This is a genomic window from Pseudophaeobacter leonis (assembly GCF_002087335.1).
Lineage (GTDB): Bacteria > Pseudomonadota > Alphaproteobacteria > Rhodobacterales > Rhodobacteraceae > Pseudophaeobacter > Pseudophaeobacter leonis.
In genome coordinates, this window is the sequence record NZ_MWVJ01000031.1 from 18,612 (window position 1) to 37,468 (window position 18,857).

The window sequence follows — 18,857 nt, forward strand, 5'->3', positions numbered from 1 at the left end:
ATGAAGATCGGATTTATAGGCCTCGGCAATATGGGAGGCCCAATGGCCGCCAATCTCGCCAAGGCAGGCCATGAGGTCACAGGCTTTGACATGGCAGATGTTGCTATCGAGGGCGTCACGATGGCCAGCTCTGGCGCGGCGGCCGCCACGGGGGCTGATGTGGTGATCACCATGCTGCCCAACGGCCAGATCCTGCGCGCCGTTGCGAATGACGTGTTGCCCGCGATGACAGCCGGCGCCACCCTGGTGGATTGCTCAACCGTCGATGTGGACTCGGCCCGTGCGGTGGCTGAACAGGCTGCTGCGGCTGGCCTGCTGTTTGTTGACGCGCCCGTTTCAGGCGGGGTTGGAGGCGCTGCTGGCGGCGCGCTGACCTTTATGGCTGGGGGCACCGCCGATGCCTTTGCCAAGGCGATCCCCTGTTTACCATCATGGGGCAAAAGGCCGTCCATTGTGGCGACGCCGGTGCCGGACAGGCTGCCAAGATCTGCAACAACATGATCCTCGGCGTCACCATGATTGCCACCTGCGAAGCCTTTGCGCTGGCCGATAAGCTGGGACTGGACCGCCAAAAGATGTTTGATGTGGTCTCCACCTCGTCTGGCTATTCCTGGAGCATGAACGCCTATTGCCCCGCGCCCGGTGTTGGGCCGCAGTCGCCCTCTGACAATGACTACAAGCCCGGTTTCGCTGCTGAACTCATGCTGAAAGACCTGCGCCTCAGCCAACAGGCCGCCATCAGCGCCGATGCAGACACCCCGATGGGGGAGCTGGCGCAGGCGCTCTACAGCCAGTTTGTCGAGGCAGAAGATGGTCTGGGCATGGATTTCTCCGCCATGCTGCCCCGTTTTGAGAAACGCTCACGCGGATAGCGTTGCACAGCAGGCGGAACACAACAGCCCGCCTGAACCAGCCCGGCTGAGCCTGCCCGCCTGAACCAGCCCGACTGGATCTGTCCTTTGCTTGCAATTTGCTTGCGTGCAAGGGACAGGTCTGGCCGGGCTTTTTGCTATGCTGAGAGGCGCGCGGCGCCGCCCCAACCGACAGAGGTCTCATCCTGTCGACCGGACAGGTCAGCCGACCAGTACAACACAGAGATGGACGGGTTCACCGTACCCTGACCTTCGCGGCGGCGGTACGAGGCGCAGTTTCTGAACCACTATTCAAACTAAGGCTGGCCTTCAAACTGTGCCTCCCAGATAGAGGTTTTCGGCACAGACGCTATAAGGGCTGGCGCAAAGCCAGCCCCGATCTCAGCCCTATTCTGCGGCGACTTTGTTGTCGGCGAGCATGTTCTTGAGGTAGTGGCCTGTATGGCTGCGTGGCTCCTTGGCAACCGTTTCAGGCGTGCCCACCGCCACGATCTCACCACCGCCATCGCCGCCTTCGGGACCGATATCAATGATCCAGTCGGCGGTCTTAATCACATCGAGATTGTGCTCGATCACCACCACGGAATTGCCCTGATCCACCAGCTCGTGCAGCACTTCCAGCAGCTTTTTCACATCCTCAAAATGCAGACCGGTTGTGGGCTCATCCAGAATATACAGCGTGCGCCCGGTTGAGCGTTTCGACAGCTCTTTCGACAATTTCACCCGTTGCGCCTCGCCGCCCGACAGGGTTGTCGCTTGCTGGCCCACCTTGATATAGCCCAGGCCTACGCGCATCAGGGCATCCATCTTGTCGCGAATGCTCGGCACCGCCTGGAAAAAGCTCTGTGCTTCTTCGACTGTCATATCAAGCACATCCGCGATGCTCTTGCCTTTAAAGCGTACCTCAAGCGTTTCGCGGTTGTAACGCGCGCCCTTGCAGGTTTCGCACTCAACATAGACGTCCGGGAGGAAATGCATCTCGATCTTGTGACGCCGTCGCCCTGACAGGCCTCACAGCGCCCGCCCTTGACGTTAAAGCTAAAGCGCCCCGGTTTGTAGCCGCGTGGCAGGGCCTCGGGGAGGCTTGCAAACCAGTCGCGGATCGGCGTGAAGGCACCGGTATAGGTCGCGGGGTTGGACCGTGGCGTGCGGCCAATTGCGCGCTGATCAATGTCGATCACCTTATCCAGATGCTCCAGCCCTTTGATGCTCTCACAGGGGGCCGGTGTCTGGCGCGCCCCATTCAGCCGCATCGAGGCGGTCTTCACAGGGTCTCAATTGTCAGCGTGGATTTGCCGCCGCCAGACACCCCGGTGACACAGAGGAATTTACCCAGCGGAAATTCAGCCGTGACGTTTTTTAGGTTGTTGCCGGTGGTCAAGACCACCTTCAGCTTTTTCTTGTTGCCCTTGCGACGTTTGGCCGGAACCGGAATTTCACGCACCCCGGACAGATACTGCCCGGTGATAGAGCCCGCATCTGCCGTGACTTCAGCGGCGGTGCCGTGGCTCACGACCTGGCCCCCACGCAACCCTGCCCCGGGTCCTATATCAAAGACATAGTCGGCCTGACGGATCATGTCCTCGTCATGTTCCACCACAATCCCCGTGTTGCCCTGATCGCGCAGGTTCGTGAGCGTGGTGATCAGGCGATCATTGTCCCGCTGGTGCAACCCGATAGAGGGCTCATCCAATACATAAAGCACGCCGGTGAGGCCCGAGCCGATCTGGCTGGCGAGACGGATCCGCTGGCTCTCGCCGCCAGACAGGGTGCCGCTTGCGCGTGACAGGGTAAGGTACTCTAGCCCCACGTTATCAAGAACCCAAGGCGTTCCCGGATCTCTTTGACAATGGCGCGGGCGATCTCTTGTTTTTGCTTGCTGAGGTGGTTGGGCACATCCTCAATCCAGGCCAGAGCCTCGCGGATCGATTTCTGCACCACCTGCCCCACATGCACGCCGGCAATCTTAACCGCCAGCGCCTCTTCCCGCAGACGAAAGCCATGACAGGCGCCGCAGGAGCGGTTGTTCTGATAGCGCTCAAACTCTTCGCGAATCCAGTTGCTGTCGGTCTCGCGGTAGCGCCGTTCCATATTGGGAATAACGCCTTCAAAGACGCGGGTCACCTCATAGACGCGACCGCCCTCATCGTAGCGAAACGAGATTTCTTCCTCGCCGGAGCCGCGCAGAAAGACCTGCTGCACCTTGGGGGAGAGATCCTTCCACTGGGTGTTGCGGTCAAACTCGTAATGCTTGGCGATGGCCTCGATAGTTTGCAGAAAATAGGGCGATTTGCCTTTGCGCCAGGGCGCCAGGGCCCCGTCATAGATTTTGAGGCTCTGGTCCGGAACCACCAGACGTTCGTCAAAAAACAGTTCCATGCCCAGCCCGTCACAGACGGTACAGGCGCCAAAGGGCGCGTTAAAGGAAAACAGCCGGGGCTCGATCTCGGGGATGGTGAAGCCACTGACAGGACAGGCAAAATTCTCGCTAAAGGTCAGCCGCTCAGGCTCTCCCTCACGCGGGGCGGTCTCAAGAATGGCAATGCCATCGGCCAGATCAAGGGCTGTGCGCAGGCTGTCGGCCAGCCGGGTTTCCAGACCTTCACGCACCACAAGCCGGTCCACCACAACGTCGATGTCATGGCGGAATTTCTTATCCAGCACCGGCGGCTCATCCAGCTCATAAAATGCGCCGTCGACCTTGACCCGCTGAAAGCCCTGCTTGCGCAGCTCAAGGAACTCCTTTTTGTACTCGCCTTTGCGGTCGCGCACGATGGGCGCCAGCAAAAAGCCACGGGTGCCCTCCTCCAGCGCCATGACCCGGTCAACCATATCCTGCACCTGCTGGGCTTCAATCGGCAGGCCGGTTGCGGGCGAATAGGGCGTGCCTGCGCGGGCAAACAGCAGGCGCAGGTAGTCATAAATCTCGGTGACCGTGCCCACGGTTGAACGCGGGTTTTTAGAGGTGGTTTTTTGTTCGATAGAGATAGCCGGGCTCAGGCCAGAGATGTGATCCACATCCGGTTTCTCCATCATATCGAGGAATTGCCGGGCATAGGCGCTGAGGGATTCAACGTAGCGGCGCTGACCTTCGGCATAGATGGTATCAAAGGCCAGCGAGGATTTTCCCGATCCCGAAAGCCCGGTGATCACCACCAGTTCATCGCGTGGAATATCCACATCGATGTTTTTGAGATTGTGCTCGCGCGCGCCGCGTACCTCGATGAACTTCAACTCAGCCATAATGCCCTCGTGCCGAAACAAATTGCCCAAAACCTCGGCCTGTCCGGGGTCGTCCGGGGCCAGTCTTGGCCTACAGATAGGCAATGCCGCGCGAGTCTCCAACACAAAAATGAGAACGTTGGGGGAACATTTGATAACTAATCAGCGAAGATGCGCCAAATCTTGTGGCTGGCCCTATTTGCCAGGGACACAGTCTGCCTGGGCTCGCATGGTCCGGCGCAGCCGTGCCAACAGAAGATGCACCAAAAATCCGCCGAGAAACAGAACCAGCAGAACCGCCATAAATCCGGAAAAGCTGCCCAGCCCCAGAGCCAGCACCATCAGCGGCGTGCCAATGGTATTGCCAAGGTTTCCAGCCTGGGCCACGACGCCGCCGGCCCTGCGCCCGCGCGCTGTCATCCTCGTTCAGCTGCGGCGCTGCGGCAAAGGAGGCCCCCTGCACCAGCCCCATGGCCCCGGCCGGCGCGATGCAGGCCAGAGGATCTCCCGGCATCAGCCAGAGCCAGATCACGCCACAGGCACAGAGCAAAAACCCCAGTTGCACAACCGTCACGGCCGTGATGTGGCGCATCAAAAACACGCCAAGCGTCATGGAGCTTGCGATACTTGCCAGCGGCATGGCGCCCAGAACAAGCGCCCGCAGATCCGCGGCTATGTAGGGCGGGATAACCGTGAGAATAGAGACAAAACAGCAGGTATAAAACAGCCACCCCGCGGCCGGAGCAACCTTCCAGGGCGAGCGGTAAATGGGCATATGCAAGGCAGGCAGCTGCGCCAGCGCAGGAAACGGCGCACGCGCAGGCACCGGAACATCGCGCAGCGCCTGCGCAAGCCACAGGGCCAAGCCCGCCATGATCAGGGCATGCACTGCAAAAAGTGACAACAATCCCAGACTGTTAACCAGCGGCAAGCCAATCCAGGCCAGCAGCGTAAAGGCGACGCCAAAGAATGTGCTCCACAGGGTCATGGCCAACCCACGGTCGCGATTGGAGCTGAGCGCCGCAATCAACGTAGGGCCGGCAACGACAACCCCAAGATGGGAGAGACCTTCAATCAGGCGCGTGAGCAGAAAGAGACCAAATGGCAGATGCAGTGCCTGCAACGCAGACATCAACGCGCCAATCCAAAGGCACCAGACCATCGTGCGCCGAAAGCCGATCGAGCTGACAAACAGCCCTGCTACCAGACCAAAAATGATGCCGACAATGCCCACCAGTGATACGCTAAAGCTGAGCGCGCCTCCCGCTGTGGGATAGAGCTCTGCCATGCGGTCAAAGATGATACTGATTTTGCCGTATTGTGCAGCCACCCCAAGGCCTGCGGCCCAAATTGCAAACACCAGCGGCCAGCGCGTGATCATCCGGTCAGCCATGGTGTCCCCCTAAAGCGCTGGCAGGGGGAGCGCGTTCCCCGGTGCTACCAGCTTGTTCTAGCGCGGGCGACCTCTGAGTGCCAGTTGCGTACCAGTTCCATTTTGTCATTGGTCGGTCGTTTCAGCAGGCTACCAAAGGCAAAGAGGTCGCGAGAGGTCCAGTTAAAAAGTGTTTTCAAGCTCATTTGACACACCAACCCACCGCGCAAACGACAGGTGCTCCATTGTTATAAGGTAAACTGCCGCTGCCTCTGGCGTTCTGCAACAGACCGGCGGATTGGTGGTTTCTCGCCTATCAAAATGGGCAGAATAAGGCAGCCTGGCCCTAAATCACGGCGATCCCCTTCAGATTTGAGACAGAATTGAAGGATCCCTCGCTGGGGTTTTGCGCCTGCGTCGGCATTTGGGCACAAAAAACGCGCGCTCCACTGGAACGCGCGCCTCGTGTCTGCCTGATACCCTGCCAAGGTCTGGCAGAGATCCGCATTACATATGGATAACCCGGTCAAAGGCGTCGAGCACACTTTCGTGCATCATTTCGCTCAAGGCGGGATGCGGGAAAACCGTGTTCATCAGGTCTTCTTCGGTGGTCTCCAGCTGACGCCCAACCACATAGCCCTGGATAAGCTCTGTCACCTCGGCACCAATCATATGCGCCCCCAACAGCTCACCGGTTTTGGCGCCAAACACGGTTTTGATCATGCCCTCTGCCTCGCCCAGAGCGATGGCCTTACCATTGCCGATGAAGGGGAAGCGGCCAACCTTGATGTCATAGCCCAGCTCTTTTGCCTTGGCCTCGGTGTAGCCCACGCTGGCCACCTGCGGCTGACAATAGGTGCAGCCGGCAATGCTTTCGGGTTTGACCGGATGCGCGTGTTTACCTGCGATAAGGTCGGCCACCATAACACCTTCATGGCTCGCCTTGTGGGCCAGCCAGGGGGCACCTGCGATATCGCCAATGGCATAGAGCCCCTCAACCCCGGTGCGGCAATAGGCATCTGTCACCACATGGGTTCGGTCGATCTTGACGCCAAGCGCCTCAAGCCCGAGCCCCTCGACGTTGCCGACAATGCCGACAGCCGAGATGACAGTGTCAAACTCCATCTTCTGAACCTTGCCGCCGCTCTCGATATGGGCAGTTACAACCCCTTTGCCGCGATCCAGCTGCTTGACCATGGATTTCTCCATGATCTTCATGCCCTGCTTGGTAAAGCTCTTCTTGGCGAAGGCACTGATCTCGGCATCCTCAACAGGCAGCACCCGGTCCATCACCTCAACCACGGTGGTATCGGCGCCAAGCGTGTTGTAAAAGCTGGCAAATTCAATGCCAATCGCACCCGAGCCAATCACCAGGAGCTTTTTCGGCATCCGCGGTGGCACCAGTGCGTCGCGGTAGGTCCAGACCAGATCGCCATCGCCCTCAAGCCCTGGCAGCTCACGCGCCCGAGCGCCCGTTGCCAAAACGATATTTTTGGCCACCAGCTCCTCAACGCCCTTGTCGGTTTTCACGCTGACCTTGCCCTTGGCGGGGAGAGTTGCTGCCCCCATCACCACAGTGATCTTGTTCTTTTTCATCAGGTGGCCGATGCCCGAGGACAGCTGCTTGGCCACGCCGCGCGACCGTTTCACCACCGCATCCAGATCGTAGCCGATCTTGTCGGCGCTCAGACCAAATTCAGCCGCCCGCTCCATCAGGTGAAACACCTCGGAAGAGCGCAGCAATGCCTTGGTGGGAATACAGCCCCAGTTGAGACAGATGCCGCCAAGGTTTTCGCGCTCAACAATCGCAACCTTAAGGCCCAGTTGTGCCGCCCGAATGGCAGCCACATAGCCACCGGGGCCTGCGCCAATTACGATCACATCAAAGGTCTGTGTGGCCATGATCTTGCCTCGTCAAAAGGATCCATTGAAAGTAGTTCAGCATTAAACCACTTTATCAGTCACTGCAATCATCCAGATATGCCAGCGCCAGGTGATGCCAAATTGCCCCGTCAGCTATCCTGGGGAAGCCTCCGTGCGACTGGCATTTATAGCGCTTTTCTGAAAGCATAGGATGCAGTGCTCTGCCATGCCACCCCAGAAAACACTTAGATTTGCAAAGTGACCTGCTGCCATGCCCCTTCTGTTTGATCTCCTCAAAGCCTTTCTCAATGCCAGCCTGTTGCTGTTGGCGCTCTGTCTCTTTTTGGGTTGGAAGATGGTCTCAGCCGCCAGCACAGTCTCCGCGCAGCTAGGCGAGGTCAGCGATAACTTCACGCCAGTCCACGTTGAAATCCAAGCCGTGACACAGGAGCTCACAGCCCTGACGAAAGCTCTGGAAGGTCACAAGAGCCCCGACAGCACAGAGCTCAGGTTTCGACTGGCAAGACTGGAACAGCAGGTTGGTGATCTACGGCAAGAGACCCTGGCGCTGAAACAGCTGCCGGCTCAGATCATGACGACGGCCGCCGAGGCCGCCGCGACAAAACTGACCGACGGGTTTGCGCTCTGGGCACCGCGTCTGGGTAGCTGTGAGAGAGGCCGCTGGCAAGGTGAGGCGGCGCTCCGGGACTAGATACGCCACCTAACAGCTGGCATGCCCTTGCTGCGAGCATGCCTGTCTGCCTCAGGCTCCTTGGCCAAGCAGAGCGAAAGCACCAACTGGGGCTCAGCCCGCAGCCTGCAGGCTGCGCACCGTTTCTCCGTAACCGCCCGCCATGACATACTCCCGTTCTGGCGTCGTGCTTTGGCGCAGCAGTGCCTCGTTGCGATAGGGAAAGCGGCCAAACAGGCGAATCACCTCACGGTGCGCCCGCGCATGCAACATATTGGAGGCGCCATACTTGGGCATCCGCTCCAGCATCAGCCGCACACAGCGTTCCTGATCACACAGGTTCTCAGAATGCATCAAAGGTAGATAGAAGAACTGACGCGCAGGCTCGTCGATCTTCATGTCCCATTTTCGGTTGATCGCATTCTTTGCCGCACTCAGCGCCATACGATCCGAGCGGAAGGCGTCGCCTTTGCCGCGAAACATATTGCGCGGCAATTGATCCATCAAAATGATATAGGCCAGCGTGCCCGACGGGTAGGTCAGCCACAGAGAAAACTTGCCCTCGCAGGCCGCCTCCCAGGTCTCCAGAAAACGGTCTCTGATGGTCTCATCCAGAGTGTCATCCGCCAGATACCAGCCTTTTTCGCCAACCTCATCCAGCCAGAATTTCAGAATCTCTTCGGGGCCCTGCATTGTGCCTTCTCCACGTATTAATACTGAGTCCCAGTTCAGTCCATTTTTCGTGACTTTTACAAGTGAGCTGGGGTCACTTTTTGCAACAACCCCGGCAATTTGCTGAAATACTCATCACAAGTTCAGACGGTTAGCGCAATCACTCCGCGTCATGGGCGGCTTCTTGCTCTTCAATCTCTGTCTCAATGGCAAACTCCTGGGCAAACTCGACCAGAACCGGCGAGCCCGTCAGGCCCATGGGTGACATGATACCGGTCTCATCGGCCGGAATCGCGGCCCGCTGGGTCGTGCGGTAAAGCGCATAGAACGCCAAAGCAATGAGCAAAACCGCCATGAACAGGAAGTAGCCAGCCGGGCCAAAGACGGCATCACTCATCAGCCAACCGGTGATCAGCGGTCCGGCAATCGCGCCCAGCCCGTTGATAAACACCAGCCCGCCCGAGGCCGCAGCCATATCGTCGTGCTCAAGATAGTCATTGGTATGGGCGATCAGCAAGGAATACAGTGGGTTTGACATACCGCCGATCAGAAAGGCCGCCACCAGCAGGAAGGTATAGTCGCCCCCCATGATCATTCCCATGACAGCCGCTGCCCCGCCCAGTGCGGACGCCGCCAGCACGAGGATCCTGCGGTCCATCCAGTCAGACATCCAGCCCAGCGGAAATTGCAGGATGATGGCACCGATATAGAAGGTGGCGATGAAGATCGAGATCTGCGACAGCGTCAGCCCCGCCTCGGCTGCGTAGACCGCGCTCATGCCAAACTGTGCCGAAAACACGCCGCCCAGCAAGAACATGCCAATGCAGCCCAGGGGCGACACATCCATCAGTTGCCGCAGGGACATTGGTTTTGTGGTGTCAAAGGCCGGTGTGGGCGAGATCGACAGCAAAATCGGCGCAAAGGACACCGAAATCACGATAGAGGCGATTACAAAGGTCTCATAGCCTGCCGGGTCTCCCACCAGCATCAGCGCCTGGGCCGTCACAATGCCAACCGTCTGCACGATCATATACAGCGACAGCGCCTTGCCCCGGTTGGCATTATCGGCAGCATTGTTGAGCCAGCTTTCGGCTGTCACATACACGCCCGAAAAGCAAAACCCGATCACCACCCGCCCCAGCATCCAGGCAACGGGATTGGCCAGCGCAGGATAAAGGATCATGACAGCCGAGATCAGCGAGGCGAGTGCAGCAAAGACCCGCACATGGCCAACCCGGCGGATCATCTCGGGAGCGAGGCGTGAGCCGCCAAGAAAGCCAACAAAATAGGCCGACATCACAAAGGACATCTGCAGGGTGGAAAACCCCTCCATAGCACCGCGCACACCCAGAATGGTGCCCTGCATGCCGTTGCCGATCATCAATAGTCCCATGCCCAAAAGCAGCGCCCAAGCGCTCGACAAGACCTGCAGCATCGTGGTGGCTCCTTTGCCGGCAGGCACAGACCACAAGGAGAGACCCCCAAGCAGCGCATGCCCACGTGTTTTTCAGACCGGGGCCTCCCCGGTGGTCCAGGGCGGGTATCGGTGTTTAAGATAAAGGTTTAGTGACGTGCTCCGACTCTGATCAGAGCGGAACCTGCGTGCTTTATCCCGCTTATGCGCGTCACTTCTGCGGCGTATTCGCCCCTTGTGGCAACAAAAGCGACGCATCGCCATAAGAAAAGAAGCGATAGCGGTGCTCTATGGCATGATCATAGATCGCGCGCACCCGGTCCTGTCCCATCAGCGCCGAAATCAGCATCAACAGAGTTGATTTGGGCAGGTGAAAATTGGTCATCAGCGCATCCGCCGCATGAAAGGTAAATCCCGGATAAATAAAGATATCCGTCTCGCCTTCCCAGGGCTCAATCTGCCCCTTGCGCGCCGCACTCTCGATCAGGCGCAGCGCCGTGGTGCCAACAGGCATCACCCGCCCGCCTGCGGCCTTGGTGGCGGCGATCTCGACGGCAGCCTCAGGGCTGGCACGGCCCCACTCTGCGTGCATCTTGTGGCTGGTGACATCTTCGACCTTGACTGGCAAAAAGGTGCCCGCGCCCACATGCAGGGTCACATGGGTGAACTGCACGCCCTTATCTGCCAGCGCCGCCAGCAGTGCCTGGTCAAAATGCAACGAGGCCGTGGGGGCCGCCACCGCGCCGGAATGGCGCGCCCAGACGGTCTGGTAGTCTTCCATGCCATGCGCGTCAGCCGCGCGTTTGGCTGCAATATAGGGCGGCAGCGGCATGGCACCCGCGGCATTCAGAGCCTTGTCAAAATCGTCGCCTTTCAGGTTGAACCGCAACAGGCCCTGGCCGTCCTCGACCGCTTCCAGTTCAGCAGACAGCGCATCAGAGAACACAACGGTCTCGCCTGTCTTGACCTTTTTCAGCGGCTTGAGCAGTGCGGACCAGCAGCCATCGGCCTTTGGATCCAACAGGGTGACTTCGATCTTGGCAGCCATCTTGCCCTGCGCCGTGTCACGATGGCGCAGACCAGACAGGCGGGCGGGGATGACTTTGGTATCATTCAGCACCAACCGGTCGCCCGGCTGCAGCCAGTCCACAAGGTCTGTGACCTTGCCATCGCTCAACAGCTCTGGGGTGGCCACCAGCAGGCGCGCCGCACTGCGGGGGCTGGCCGGACGGGTGGCAATCAGATCTTCAGGCAGATCAAAGTCAAAATCACTTAGTTTCATGCCGCCCCCTTACGGGTTTTAGCTGGCAATGGCCATGCCAGACTGCGCTGCAACAGGGACAAAATCACCTCAGTCCCAACCTCAGTCCCAGCCTCTGCCCCAGCCTCAGCGATCGCCGCCATCATTGCGCGGCCGGTGGGCTGGGTTGGGGATTTTCTCCTCCTCCGGGGCGCCGGGAACCGTTGGTGCCTTGCCACGAAAGATCTCGCGGAACATCCCCGGAGCCAGGGCTGACAGCGGATTTACACTCACCTGTGGGTCATCAGCGGTGCCGCGCAGCCGGAACGCAAAGCCAAACAGCCCCTCGCCCTTGCGCGCAACAACCCGCCCAATCGCATTGATCAGATAGATTGGCGAGATGACGCCGCGCATATCCAGCACCCCCGAGCCCAGATCATAAACCCCGTCCATCGATATCCCCATCGAGGGACCAACTGCGCTGCTTTCATGCACCACCAGATGGGTGGAGCCGAGACGAAACTTGGCCTCGACGCCCGTAAAGAGAATGCCGCCGCCGGAGAGTTCGTCCAGCAGACCAATCACGCTGATCGCATTCAGAAGCGCTGCCATCGAGGGGGCATTCTTGATCCGGGTGTTCTTGATATCAATCTTGCCATCGTACTCTCCGGCCACATCCGCAGGCACCAGTGTCATCTCAAAGCTGCCGCCGCGCCCGTGGCGCAAAATGCCAGCAGCCCTAAAGACCCCGCCTGCGTCCTCTGACCGGATCCGTGTCGCAATACCTCCCTCTTGTGGCACCACGACTCCAGTGACAGCCGTCGCCCCGTTGAGAGCGCCTGAAAACTGACCGTTGAGGCCGCCCCGGGTGGAGAACTTTCCCTGAAATCCGGTCAGAGCAATACTTTCTGTCACCCGCAAGCGGTCCAGCCGCATGGTGATCGGGCCTGTGTCCTCGCTGCCTCCTGAGGCACCACCGCTCTCACTGGAAAACGGAGCCTTTTGCAAATCAATCGTGCCGCTAGTCACCTGCACTTCTGCCAGCCCACTGTTGAGGCCGGCAAAATTGACCGCACCCCGCATCCAGCCGCCAACAGTGACCGAGGTAAAACTGGCCTGTTTCAGGCCGCCGTCGTCCTTGAGCGTCACCGATCCCTGCGCGTCCAGCCCCGGCGCGCTCAGCGCAAGGCTGTCCACCGTAAGGGGCGTGGACAGGGTAGCTGCCATATCCAGCCGGCCGGTGGTGTCTGGCGGTTTGCGCCAACTGATTGGCGCAATGCGCAACTCAAGCCCGGCCAAATCTGAACTCAGCTGCAAAACGGGCGCGGTATCAGGCACAAGATCAAGGACATAGCTCCCCCGCCCCAGCCCCGCGACAGTGCCCTCTGGCAGGCCGATATTTAGCGTATCCAGCGCCATAGGGCTGATCTCGACCTCGCCGGTCACCTGGCTTGCCTGACTGGCAGTGGCGCCAACCGCCTGACGCCAGGTGGCTGTTACAGGGATGCCGGACAGGGTTCCTGCGCCAGACAGCTCTACCCTCCCCTGGTCACCACGCAGGGCCAGCGACTGCGCTGCGACATCCTGGTCCGGCACCAGAACCGTGCTGCGCACATCCCTTACAACGCCCTGATAGTGATACAAGATTTCGTCAGGTGTCACTTTCTCTTTCAGCGGCAGGGCCAGCGTGCCAACCACTCTGACCTGCCCCGAGGCCAGATCCACAGGTAAATGCGCCTTGTCCATGATCGCAAGCGGCGGGCGGTTCAGAAGCGACAATCCAGCGGTAACAGGTCCCTGTGCCACCACCCGGGCGATCCCGGGCGTGCCATCGCGCACAGAGGTGTCGGGAATAATAAAGGAGGTTCCAGCCACCGAGACAGAGCCCCCCTGATCAGCCGTGACACTGCCATCCGTGGCCACAATCACCATGCGGGTGTTGTAGAGGCTGAAGTGACCCGCCCCATCGCGCACCGGGGGCAGGTGTTTTTGGAATTTGACCTCGGCGCCGGAAAAATTTGCGTCCAGCGCAATGAAAGGCCGACCACGTCCCTTGCCGCGCAGCGCGAAATTGACCTCATAGGCCTCGGCCTGCAGAACATTGTCGCGCACCCAGCGGCGCGGCTTTTCCGCAGCGCCCGCAGGCCACAGCGATTTTCACCTGATCCAGATCCAATCGGTCCGACTGCGCATTCAGGGCATATTCCCAGCCCTGCGTGCCTGCCTCAATCTGGCCATCCAGATGGATCTGGCGCCCCTCATGTTCAACCAGCATCTCGCCAAGCTGAAAGCGGAACGGCTGCGGCTGCAATCGGAAGTCAGTGGTGATGCCGCTAAACACCTGCGGCGCCTCATACAGGTCACGCGGGTTGAGCGTGAGATCGGTGAACCGAAGCTGCCCCACCAGGTCGGTCAGGCGGCCATCGGTAATTCCGGCAAGCTCTGCCTGCCCTTCAATGGTGCCCGACCCCCAGCCGCTGTTGATCTTCAGCTCGTCAAACCGCAGCCGCTGTCCAAGGGGATAATAGGTGAAATAACTATGGGCGCTGTGGATGGGGATCGGCAGCGCCTCGTCAGAGGGCTGGATCACGCCCTCACCGATTTGCAGGCTGGCCGAGAGCGGCAACAGGCTGCCATCACTGGCAATGGCCCCGCGCATTGAGCCCGAAATCGAGGCCCGCAGCACCTGCAGCCAGCCCAGAGCCGGGGCCTGCAGCGAAATGTCCTCGCTGGCGATATCGCTGACAAGAATGCCAAATTCCGCGGCGGCATCGCCAATGTCGGATTTGTAGTTTGCCTCAACAGAGCCGACATCCTGGCGGCCGCTCAAGACCGAGAACCCTGCCGCAATGGTCAGAGCCTGCCCCTGTCGGGCAAATTTCACATGCCCCCCATCCATGATCCAGACCCGCCCAAGCCGCGCATCCTCGTAGCGCAGGGTCACCCCATCGGTCGACACCTCTGTCAGAGCCGAGAGCACCGGCAGCTCTAGCTGGCTGTCCCATTGTTCGATCAGTTGCGGTAAGTTTGCGGCCTGGCGCAACGGCGATCCGCCTTCAGAAAAACTGAGGGCGATACCACCGCTTTCACGGCGCATATTGGCATAGAGCCCACTGAGATAAATACTTTTAGGCTGGATCTTCCCCCGCAAAAGAGGCCGCATCGCCATCGACACTTCGGCATCTGCCAGCTGAACGATTGCGATGCCGTCGGCCTGCCGCAGCGTGACATCCCGCATGCCGATCCGCGGCCGCCAGCCGCGATTGACCACAAAATGCAGGTCACCGAACTCCAGCTGCAGCCCATTCAGATCCTGCTCGATCCGGGCCTCGAGCCGTTGGCGCAGCCAAGGGGGCGCCTCCATTCGGGTGCCAATCCCAAAATAGATCGCACCTGTAGCCAGAAAACTCAGGCTCAGCAAAAGCCAGATCGATCCCCGCAGGACACGCCAAGGCCGCGCCCGGCGTTGCTGCACACCGTCGCTCAGACCCTCTGCGACCTTTTGGTCGAAAGGTTTGCCGTGATCAGCAGTATCCCCATCCGGTTCGATCAGTATTTATCCTTTGCCCGTGATGGCCTATCTATGGCAGGCAGCCCTTGCCAAACCGTTTTGGAGACCCATAAAATGCTCGATACCAGCGACCAAGCCCCTCTTTTCACTCTGCCGCGCGATGGCGACACAGAGATCTCTCTTGCGGAGTTGAAAGGCAAAGCCGTTGTGCTGTTTTTCTATCCCCGCGATGATACTCCGGGCTGCACCAAAGAATCCATCGGGTTTTCCGCCCATCTGCAAGCCTTTGCCGATGCCGAGGCCGAGGTCTTTGGCATCTCGAAGGATCCCGTTGCCAAGCACGAGAAGTTTATCGCCAAACATAGCCTGACCACGCCGCTGTTGTCTGATGCTGACGGCTCCACCTGCGAGGACTATGGCGTGTGGAAGGAGAAGAACATGTATGGCAAGAAACACTGGGGGATTGAGCGCTCTACTTTCCTGATTGATGCCACCGGCAAGGTTGCCCGGATCTGGCGCAAGGTAAAGGTCGAGGGTCACGTTGAAGAGGTGCTTGCGGCGGCTCAGGCGCTCTAGGCGACGCTGAGGCACCTTGCCATTCCACCTGGCCATTCCAACTAGCCACCAATCCTGGCCATTACCTGTCACGAGCGACGCGCCCAAATTGCTCCCGCCCCTCTGACATGCCATCCAGAATCTGGATGCATTCAGAGCGTTGGGCCAAGCGCCGCGCCAAGAGCGCGGCGCGCGCCCGCGTCATTGCAAACCGCGCGCGCCATGCAGGGCTTTGCAATCAGAAATACAGTCCAGTGACCGCTCATTGGCCAGTATGCTCTCTGGACATTTTTGCCAAAACCACCGAAGCAAAGGCCACAAATGAGAACGGTAAAACGGGAGCCCCCCCTGTGAGCAACAGCACTCTGACATTGGCCGAGATGGCCACCGAGGTTTTGACCACCGCAGATGGCACGGCCAAGGCGGCACTGTCGCGCCGTCATGCCGCCGCATGGTTCAAAGCCCGTAGCGAGACTCCCTGCTCGATCAAGATTGGCACAGCGCAGCCCCCCTTGCACCCTGCCCGCCCGGCGCAGCCCGAACTGCTGAACCCACGCGATGTCCCCAAGCGCAAGCCCGGAACAGAAGCCGGGCGCATTGCGCTGTTGCATGCGGTGGCGCATATCGAGCTGAATGCGGTTGATCTGCACTGGGACATTATTGCCCGCTTCTCTCATGTGCCTTTGCCGATTGGTTTTTTTGATGACTGGGTCAAGGCTGCCGACGAAGAATCAAAACACTTTGGATTGATGTGTGATTGCCTCGCCAGCCTTGGCAGCCACTACGGCGCCCTGCCGGCCCATAGTGGGAGGTGGCGCGCGGCAGAAGACACCGCCGATGACCTGATGGGACGACTGGCTGTTGTGCCGATGGTCCTGGAGGCGCGCGGCCTGGATGTGACCCCCGGCATGATCAAGATCTTCCGTCAGGCGAAACTGACCCAGGCGGTCGAGGCGCTGGAAGTGATCTATTCCGAGGAGGTCAGCCATGTGGCCTATGGCTCCAAGTGGTTCTATTTCATGTGTGGGCGCGATAATCTGGACCCAAAGGGCGTGTTCCATCAGCTGGTGAAGAAATATTTCCACAGCTCGCTCAAGCCGCCTTTCAACGAAGAAAAGCGTGCAGATGCCGGTATTCCGCCGGATTTCTACTGGCCCCTGGCCGACACGGTCAAACCAATGGCCGGCATCTGAACACAGCCCGTGACCCCGCGACGCACAGGCGACCCTTCGGCAAACCTGCGCATATGCATCGATTGGGCCGGTCTCTGGGACTCTGGCAATGGCCCAGCGGCAATGGCGACAATCCGCCCAAACCGAGGCCTCCCTGTGCCAAACAGATGGAAAGGCTTTGAAAAAGCCCCACCACACTTGCCCAATGGCTTTCTGATGTCTAAAGATTTTGTTCAGAGAAATGGCAGGGGATGGCTGTAACTCTAAGCAATTGGGATGGAACAAGGATCAGAGCGTGCGGACACGTCTGGCAATAAAAATACACTCATTTCTGGAAAACAGCTTTCCAGAACGCCGGGTCTTTTTGAAATCAGATTCTGATACCCGCTTTGTGCGGCTCAGACCCGAGACCCAACTGGTCGCAATTCTGGGCATGACGCTTTTGGTGGCCTGGTCCATCGTCGCCACCGCCATTGTCTTGATGGACAGTATCGGCGCAGGCAATTTTCGCGAGCAGGCCAAACGCGAACAGGTGACCTACCGCGCGCGGCTCAATGACATCTCATCCGAGCGTGATACACGTGCCGAAGAAGCCCTTGCGGCGCAGGAACGCTTTAATGCGGCGCTGGCGCAGATCTGGCTGATGCAGTCCGAACTGCTCACCTCAGAGACCCGCCGTCAGGAGCTGGAAACCGGCATCGAAGTCATCCAGACCACCCTGCGACACACCATGACGCAACGCGACAGCACGCGTGCTGATCTGGAAAACCTGCGCGCGGATACCGAGGCGGAGGGGGCCGCACAGATGGCCGTTGCCGCAGCACCTCGGCAGATGGATTGCCTCTCCAATGTCTTGTCCGATACCGCACAAGAGCGCGACCAGATCCAGGCCGATGCCAAAGAAGCGCTGGAGCAACGCGCCGAAATGGAGCTGGAGCTGGAATTGCTCAATGAGCGCAACGACCAGATCTTTCGCCAGTTAGAAGAGGCGGTTGCCGTCTCGGTTACCCCCCTCGACAAAATGTTCAGAAATGCCGGCATGCCTCCAGATCGCATTCTGGAGCAGGTGGGCGCGGCTATAGCGGTCAGGGCGGTCCGCTCACCCCTTTAGCCCTATCGACCCGCGGGGAAGAACCCTCCGCGGATGAGCTGCGTGCCAACCAGATCCTTAATCAGTTGGACCAGTTGAACCTTTACCGTATGGCCGCCCAGCAGGCGCCCTTTGCCACCCCGGTAAATCTAGGTCAGGTCCGTCAGTCGTCAGGGTACGGCTATCGCCGCGACCCCAAAACAGGCGGACGTCGTCTGCACAAAGGCTCTGATTTTGCTGGAAAAACCGGCACAGATATCTTTGCCACCGCAGATGGCGTTGTTACCCATGCGGGCTGGCAATCCGGCTACGGTAAGCTCGTTTCCATTCAGCATGCCTTTGGTATTGAGACGAAATACGCTCATAATTCAAATCTCCGCGTTAAGGTTGGCCAAAGGGTCTCGCGCGGCGATCATATTGCTGATATGGGTACCACCGGACGGTCCACCGGGACCCACCTCCACTATGAGGTTAGGGTCAATGGCAAACCCGTAAACCCGATGATCTATATCAAGGCTGCAAGAAATGTTTTCTAAGAGCAAAATCAACGAGCCCGGACCCAAGCAGGCCGAAGCTACTCCAACAGCTGCGCCCACGGCGGCCGCCCCTATGGCGCCTCAAAGCGACTACAAGCCCTCTGCCCCAAAGGCAAAACCGCCAGCCTCGCTGCTGAGTTCGGATCTGCACATCACCGGAAACCTCAAGACCTCTGGCGATATTCAGGTTGAAGGCACTGTGGAAGGCGATATCCGCGCGCATCTTTTGACCGTGGGCGAGACGGCAACCATCAAGGGTGAAGTCATTGCGGATGACGTTGTGGTCAATGGCCGCGTTGTTGGCCGTGTTCGTGGCCTGAAGGTCCGCCTCACCGCGACGGCGCGTGTCGAAGGCGACATCATCCACAAGACCATTGCCATTGAAAGCGGCGCCCACTTTGAGGGCTCGGTTCAGCGTCAGGATGACCCCCTCACGCCTGGTGGCAAAAAGGCAATGCCATCCTCCTCAGCGGCATCTGCCCCCTCTGCGGCCGTGAAAGCTGCAACCGCAGCTGTAAAGACTGAAGGCTGACTGAAAAGCCGCCTTCTTGTCCCTAAGGTCGGCTCTATTTTGACACCGACGTAAACGCCGCACTCTGTTGCGGCGTTTTTTTGTTGCGGCGTTTGTTTTGACCTGTGCAAATTTA

The 18,857-nt window shown here is 59.2% G+C and carries 11 protein-coding genes and 3 pseudogenes; 6 read left to right on the top strand and 8 right to left on the bottom strand.

The annotated features are described in order from the left end of the window. A pseudogene (mmsB, locus tag B4968_RS08220) lies at nt 1-872 on the top strand (3-hydroxyisobutyrate dehydrogenase). A gap of 387 nt (nt 873-1,259) precedes the next feature. Here mmsB and uvrA read toward each other — a convergent pair. The 3 genes and pseudogenes from uvrA to lpdA all read right to left on the bottom strand — a co-directional run bounded on the left by uvrA (nt 1,260) and on the right by lpdA (nt 7,368). Beyond that, nucleotides 1,260-4,115: pseudogene (gene uvrA, locus B4968_RS08225) on the bottom strand (excinuclease ABC subunit UvrA). A gap of 70 nt (nt 4,116-4,185) precedes the next feature. Beyond that, nucleotides 4,186-5,487, bottom strand: coding sequence for an MFS transporter (locus B4968_RS08230; protein ID WP_338153229.1), 1,302 nt, complete (start codon nt 5,485-5,487; stop codon nt 4,186-4,188). A gap of 486 nt (nt 5,488-5,973) precedes the next feature. Next, a complete protein-coding gene (gene lpdA, locus B4968_RS08235) occupies nt 5,974-7,368 on the bottom strand; it encodes a dihydrolipoyl dehydrogenase (RefSeq protein ID WP_083098152.1) in 1,395 nt (464 codons plus the stop codon). A gap of 232 nt (nt 7,369-7,600) precedes the next feature. Between lpdA and B4968_RS08240 the strand changes: the two genes are divergently transcribed. Then, nucleotides 7,601-8,041, top strand: coding sequence for a hypothetical protein (locus B4968_RS08240; RefSeq protein WP_083098154.1), 441 nt, complete (start codon nt 7,601-7,603; stop codon nt 8,039-8,041). Nucleotides 8,042-8,134: 93 nt separating this feature from the next. On the opposite strand, the gene B4968_RS08245 is transcribed toward B4968_RS08240, so the two are convergent. The 5 genes from B4968_RS08245 to B4968_RS24250 all read right to left on the bottom strand — a co-directional run bounded on the left by B4968_RS08245 (nt 8,135) and on the right by B4968_RS24250 (nt 14,821). After that, complete coding sequence (locus tag B4968_RS08245; RefSeq protein ID WP_083098156.1) at nt 8,135-8,713, bottom strand: DUF924 family protein; 579 nt, start codon at nt 8,711-8,713, stop codon at nt 8,135-8,137. A gap of 139 nt (nt 8,714-8,852) precedes the next feature. Continuing rightward, a complete protein-coding gene (locus tag B4968_RS08250; protein WP_083098165.1) occupies nt 8,853-10,127 on the bottom strand; it encodes an MFS transporter in 1,275 nt (424 codons plus the stop codon). Nucleotides 10,128-10,317: 190 nt separating this feature from the next. Next, nucleotides 10,318-11,388 carry a tRNA preQ1(34) S-adenosylmethionine ribosyltransferase-isomerase QueA gene (gene queA / locus B4968_RS08255; RefSeq protein ID WP_083098158.1) on the bottom strand — a complete coding sequence of 357 codons (1,071 nt, stop codon included), beginning with the start codon at nt 11,386-11,388 and terminating at the stop codon, nt 10,318-10,320. A gap of 105 nt (nt 11,389-11,493) precedes the next feature. After that, a complete protein-coding gene (locus tag B4968_RS24245) occupies nt 11,494-13,458 on the bottom strand; it encodes a DUF3971 domain-containing protein (protein WP_241525636.1) in 1,965 nt (654 codons plus the stop codon). Continuing rightward, nucleotides 13,424-14,821, bottom strand: coding sequence for an AsmA family protein (locus B4968_RS24250; RefSeq protein WP_241525637.1), 1,398 nt, complete (start codon nt 14,819-14,821; stop codon nt 13,424-13,426). The genes B4968_RS24245 and B4968_RS24250 overlap by 35 nt, the downstream gene beginning before the upstream one ends. 150 nt (nt 14,822-14,971) lie before the next feature. Between B4968_RS24250 and B4968_RS08265 the strand changes: the two genes are divergently transcribed. From B4968_RS08265 to B4968_RS08280, 4 genes and pseudogenes are all read left to right on the top strand, one after another. Then, a complete protein-coding gene (locus tag B4968_RS08265; protein WP_083098167.1) occupies nt 14,972-15,433 on the top strand; it encodes a peroxiredoxin in 462 nt (153 codons plus the stop codon). A 359-nt stretch (nt 15,434-15,792) separates the two neighbouring features. Further along, a complete protein-coding gene (locus B4968_RS08270) occupies nt 15,793-16,605 on the top strand; it encodes a ferritin-like domain-containing protein (protein WP_173907538.1) in 813 nt (270 codons plus the stop codon). Nucleotides 16,606-16,879: 274 nt separating this feature from the next. Further along, nucleotides 16,880-18,210, top strand: a pseudogene (locus B4968_RS08275) (DUF5930 domain-containing protein). Next, nucleotides 18,200-18,742, top strand: coding sequence for a bactofilin family protein (locus B4968_RS08280; RefSeq protein ID WP_083098160.1), 543 nt, complete (start codon nt 18,200-18,202; stop codon nt 18,740-18,742). Before B4968_RS08275 ends, B4968_RS08280 begins: the two are co-directional and overlap by 11 nt. Nucleotides 18,743-18,857 lie beyond the last annotated feature (115 nt).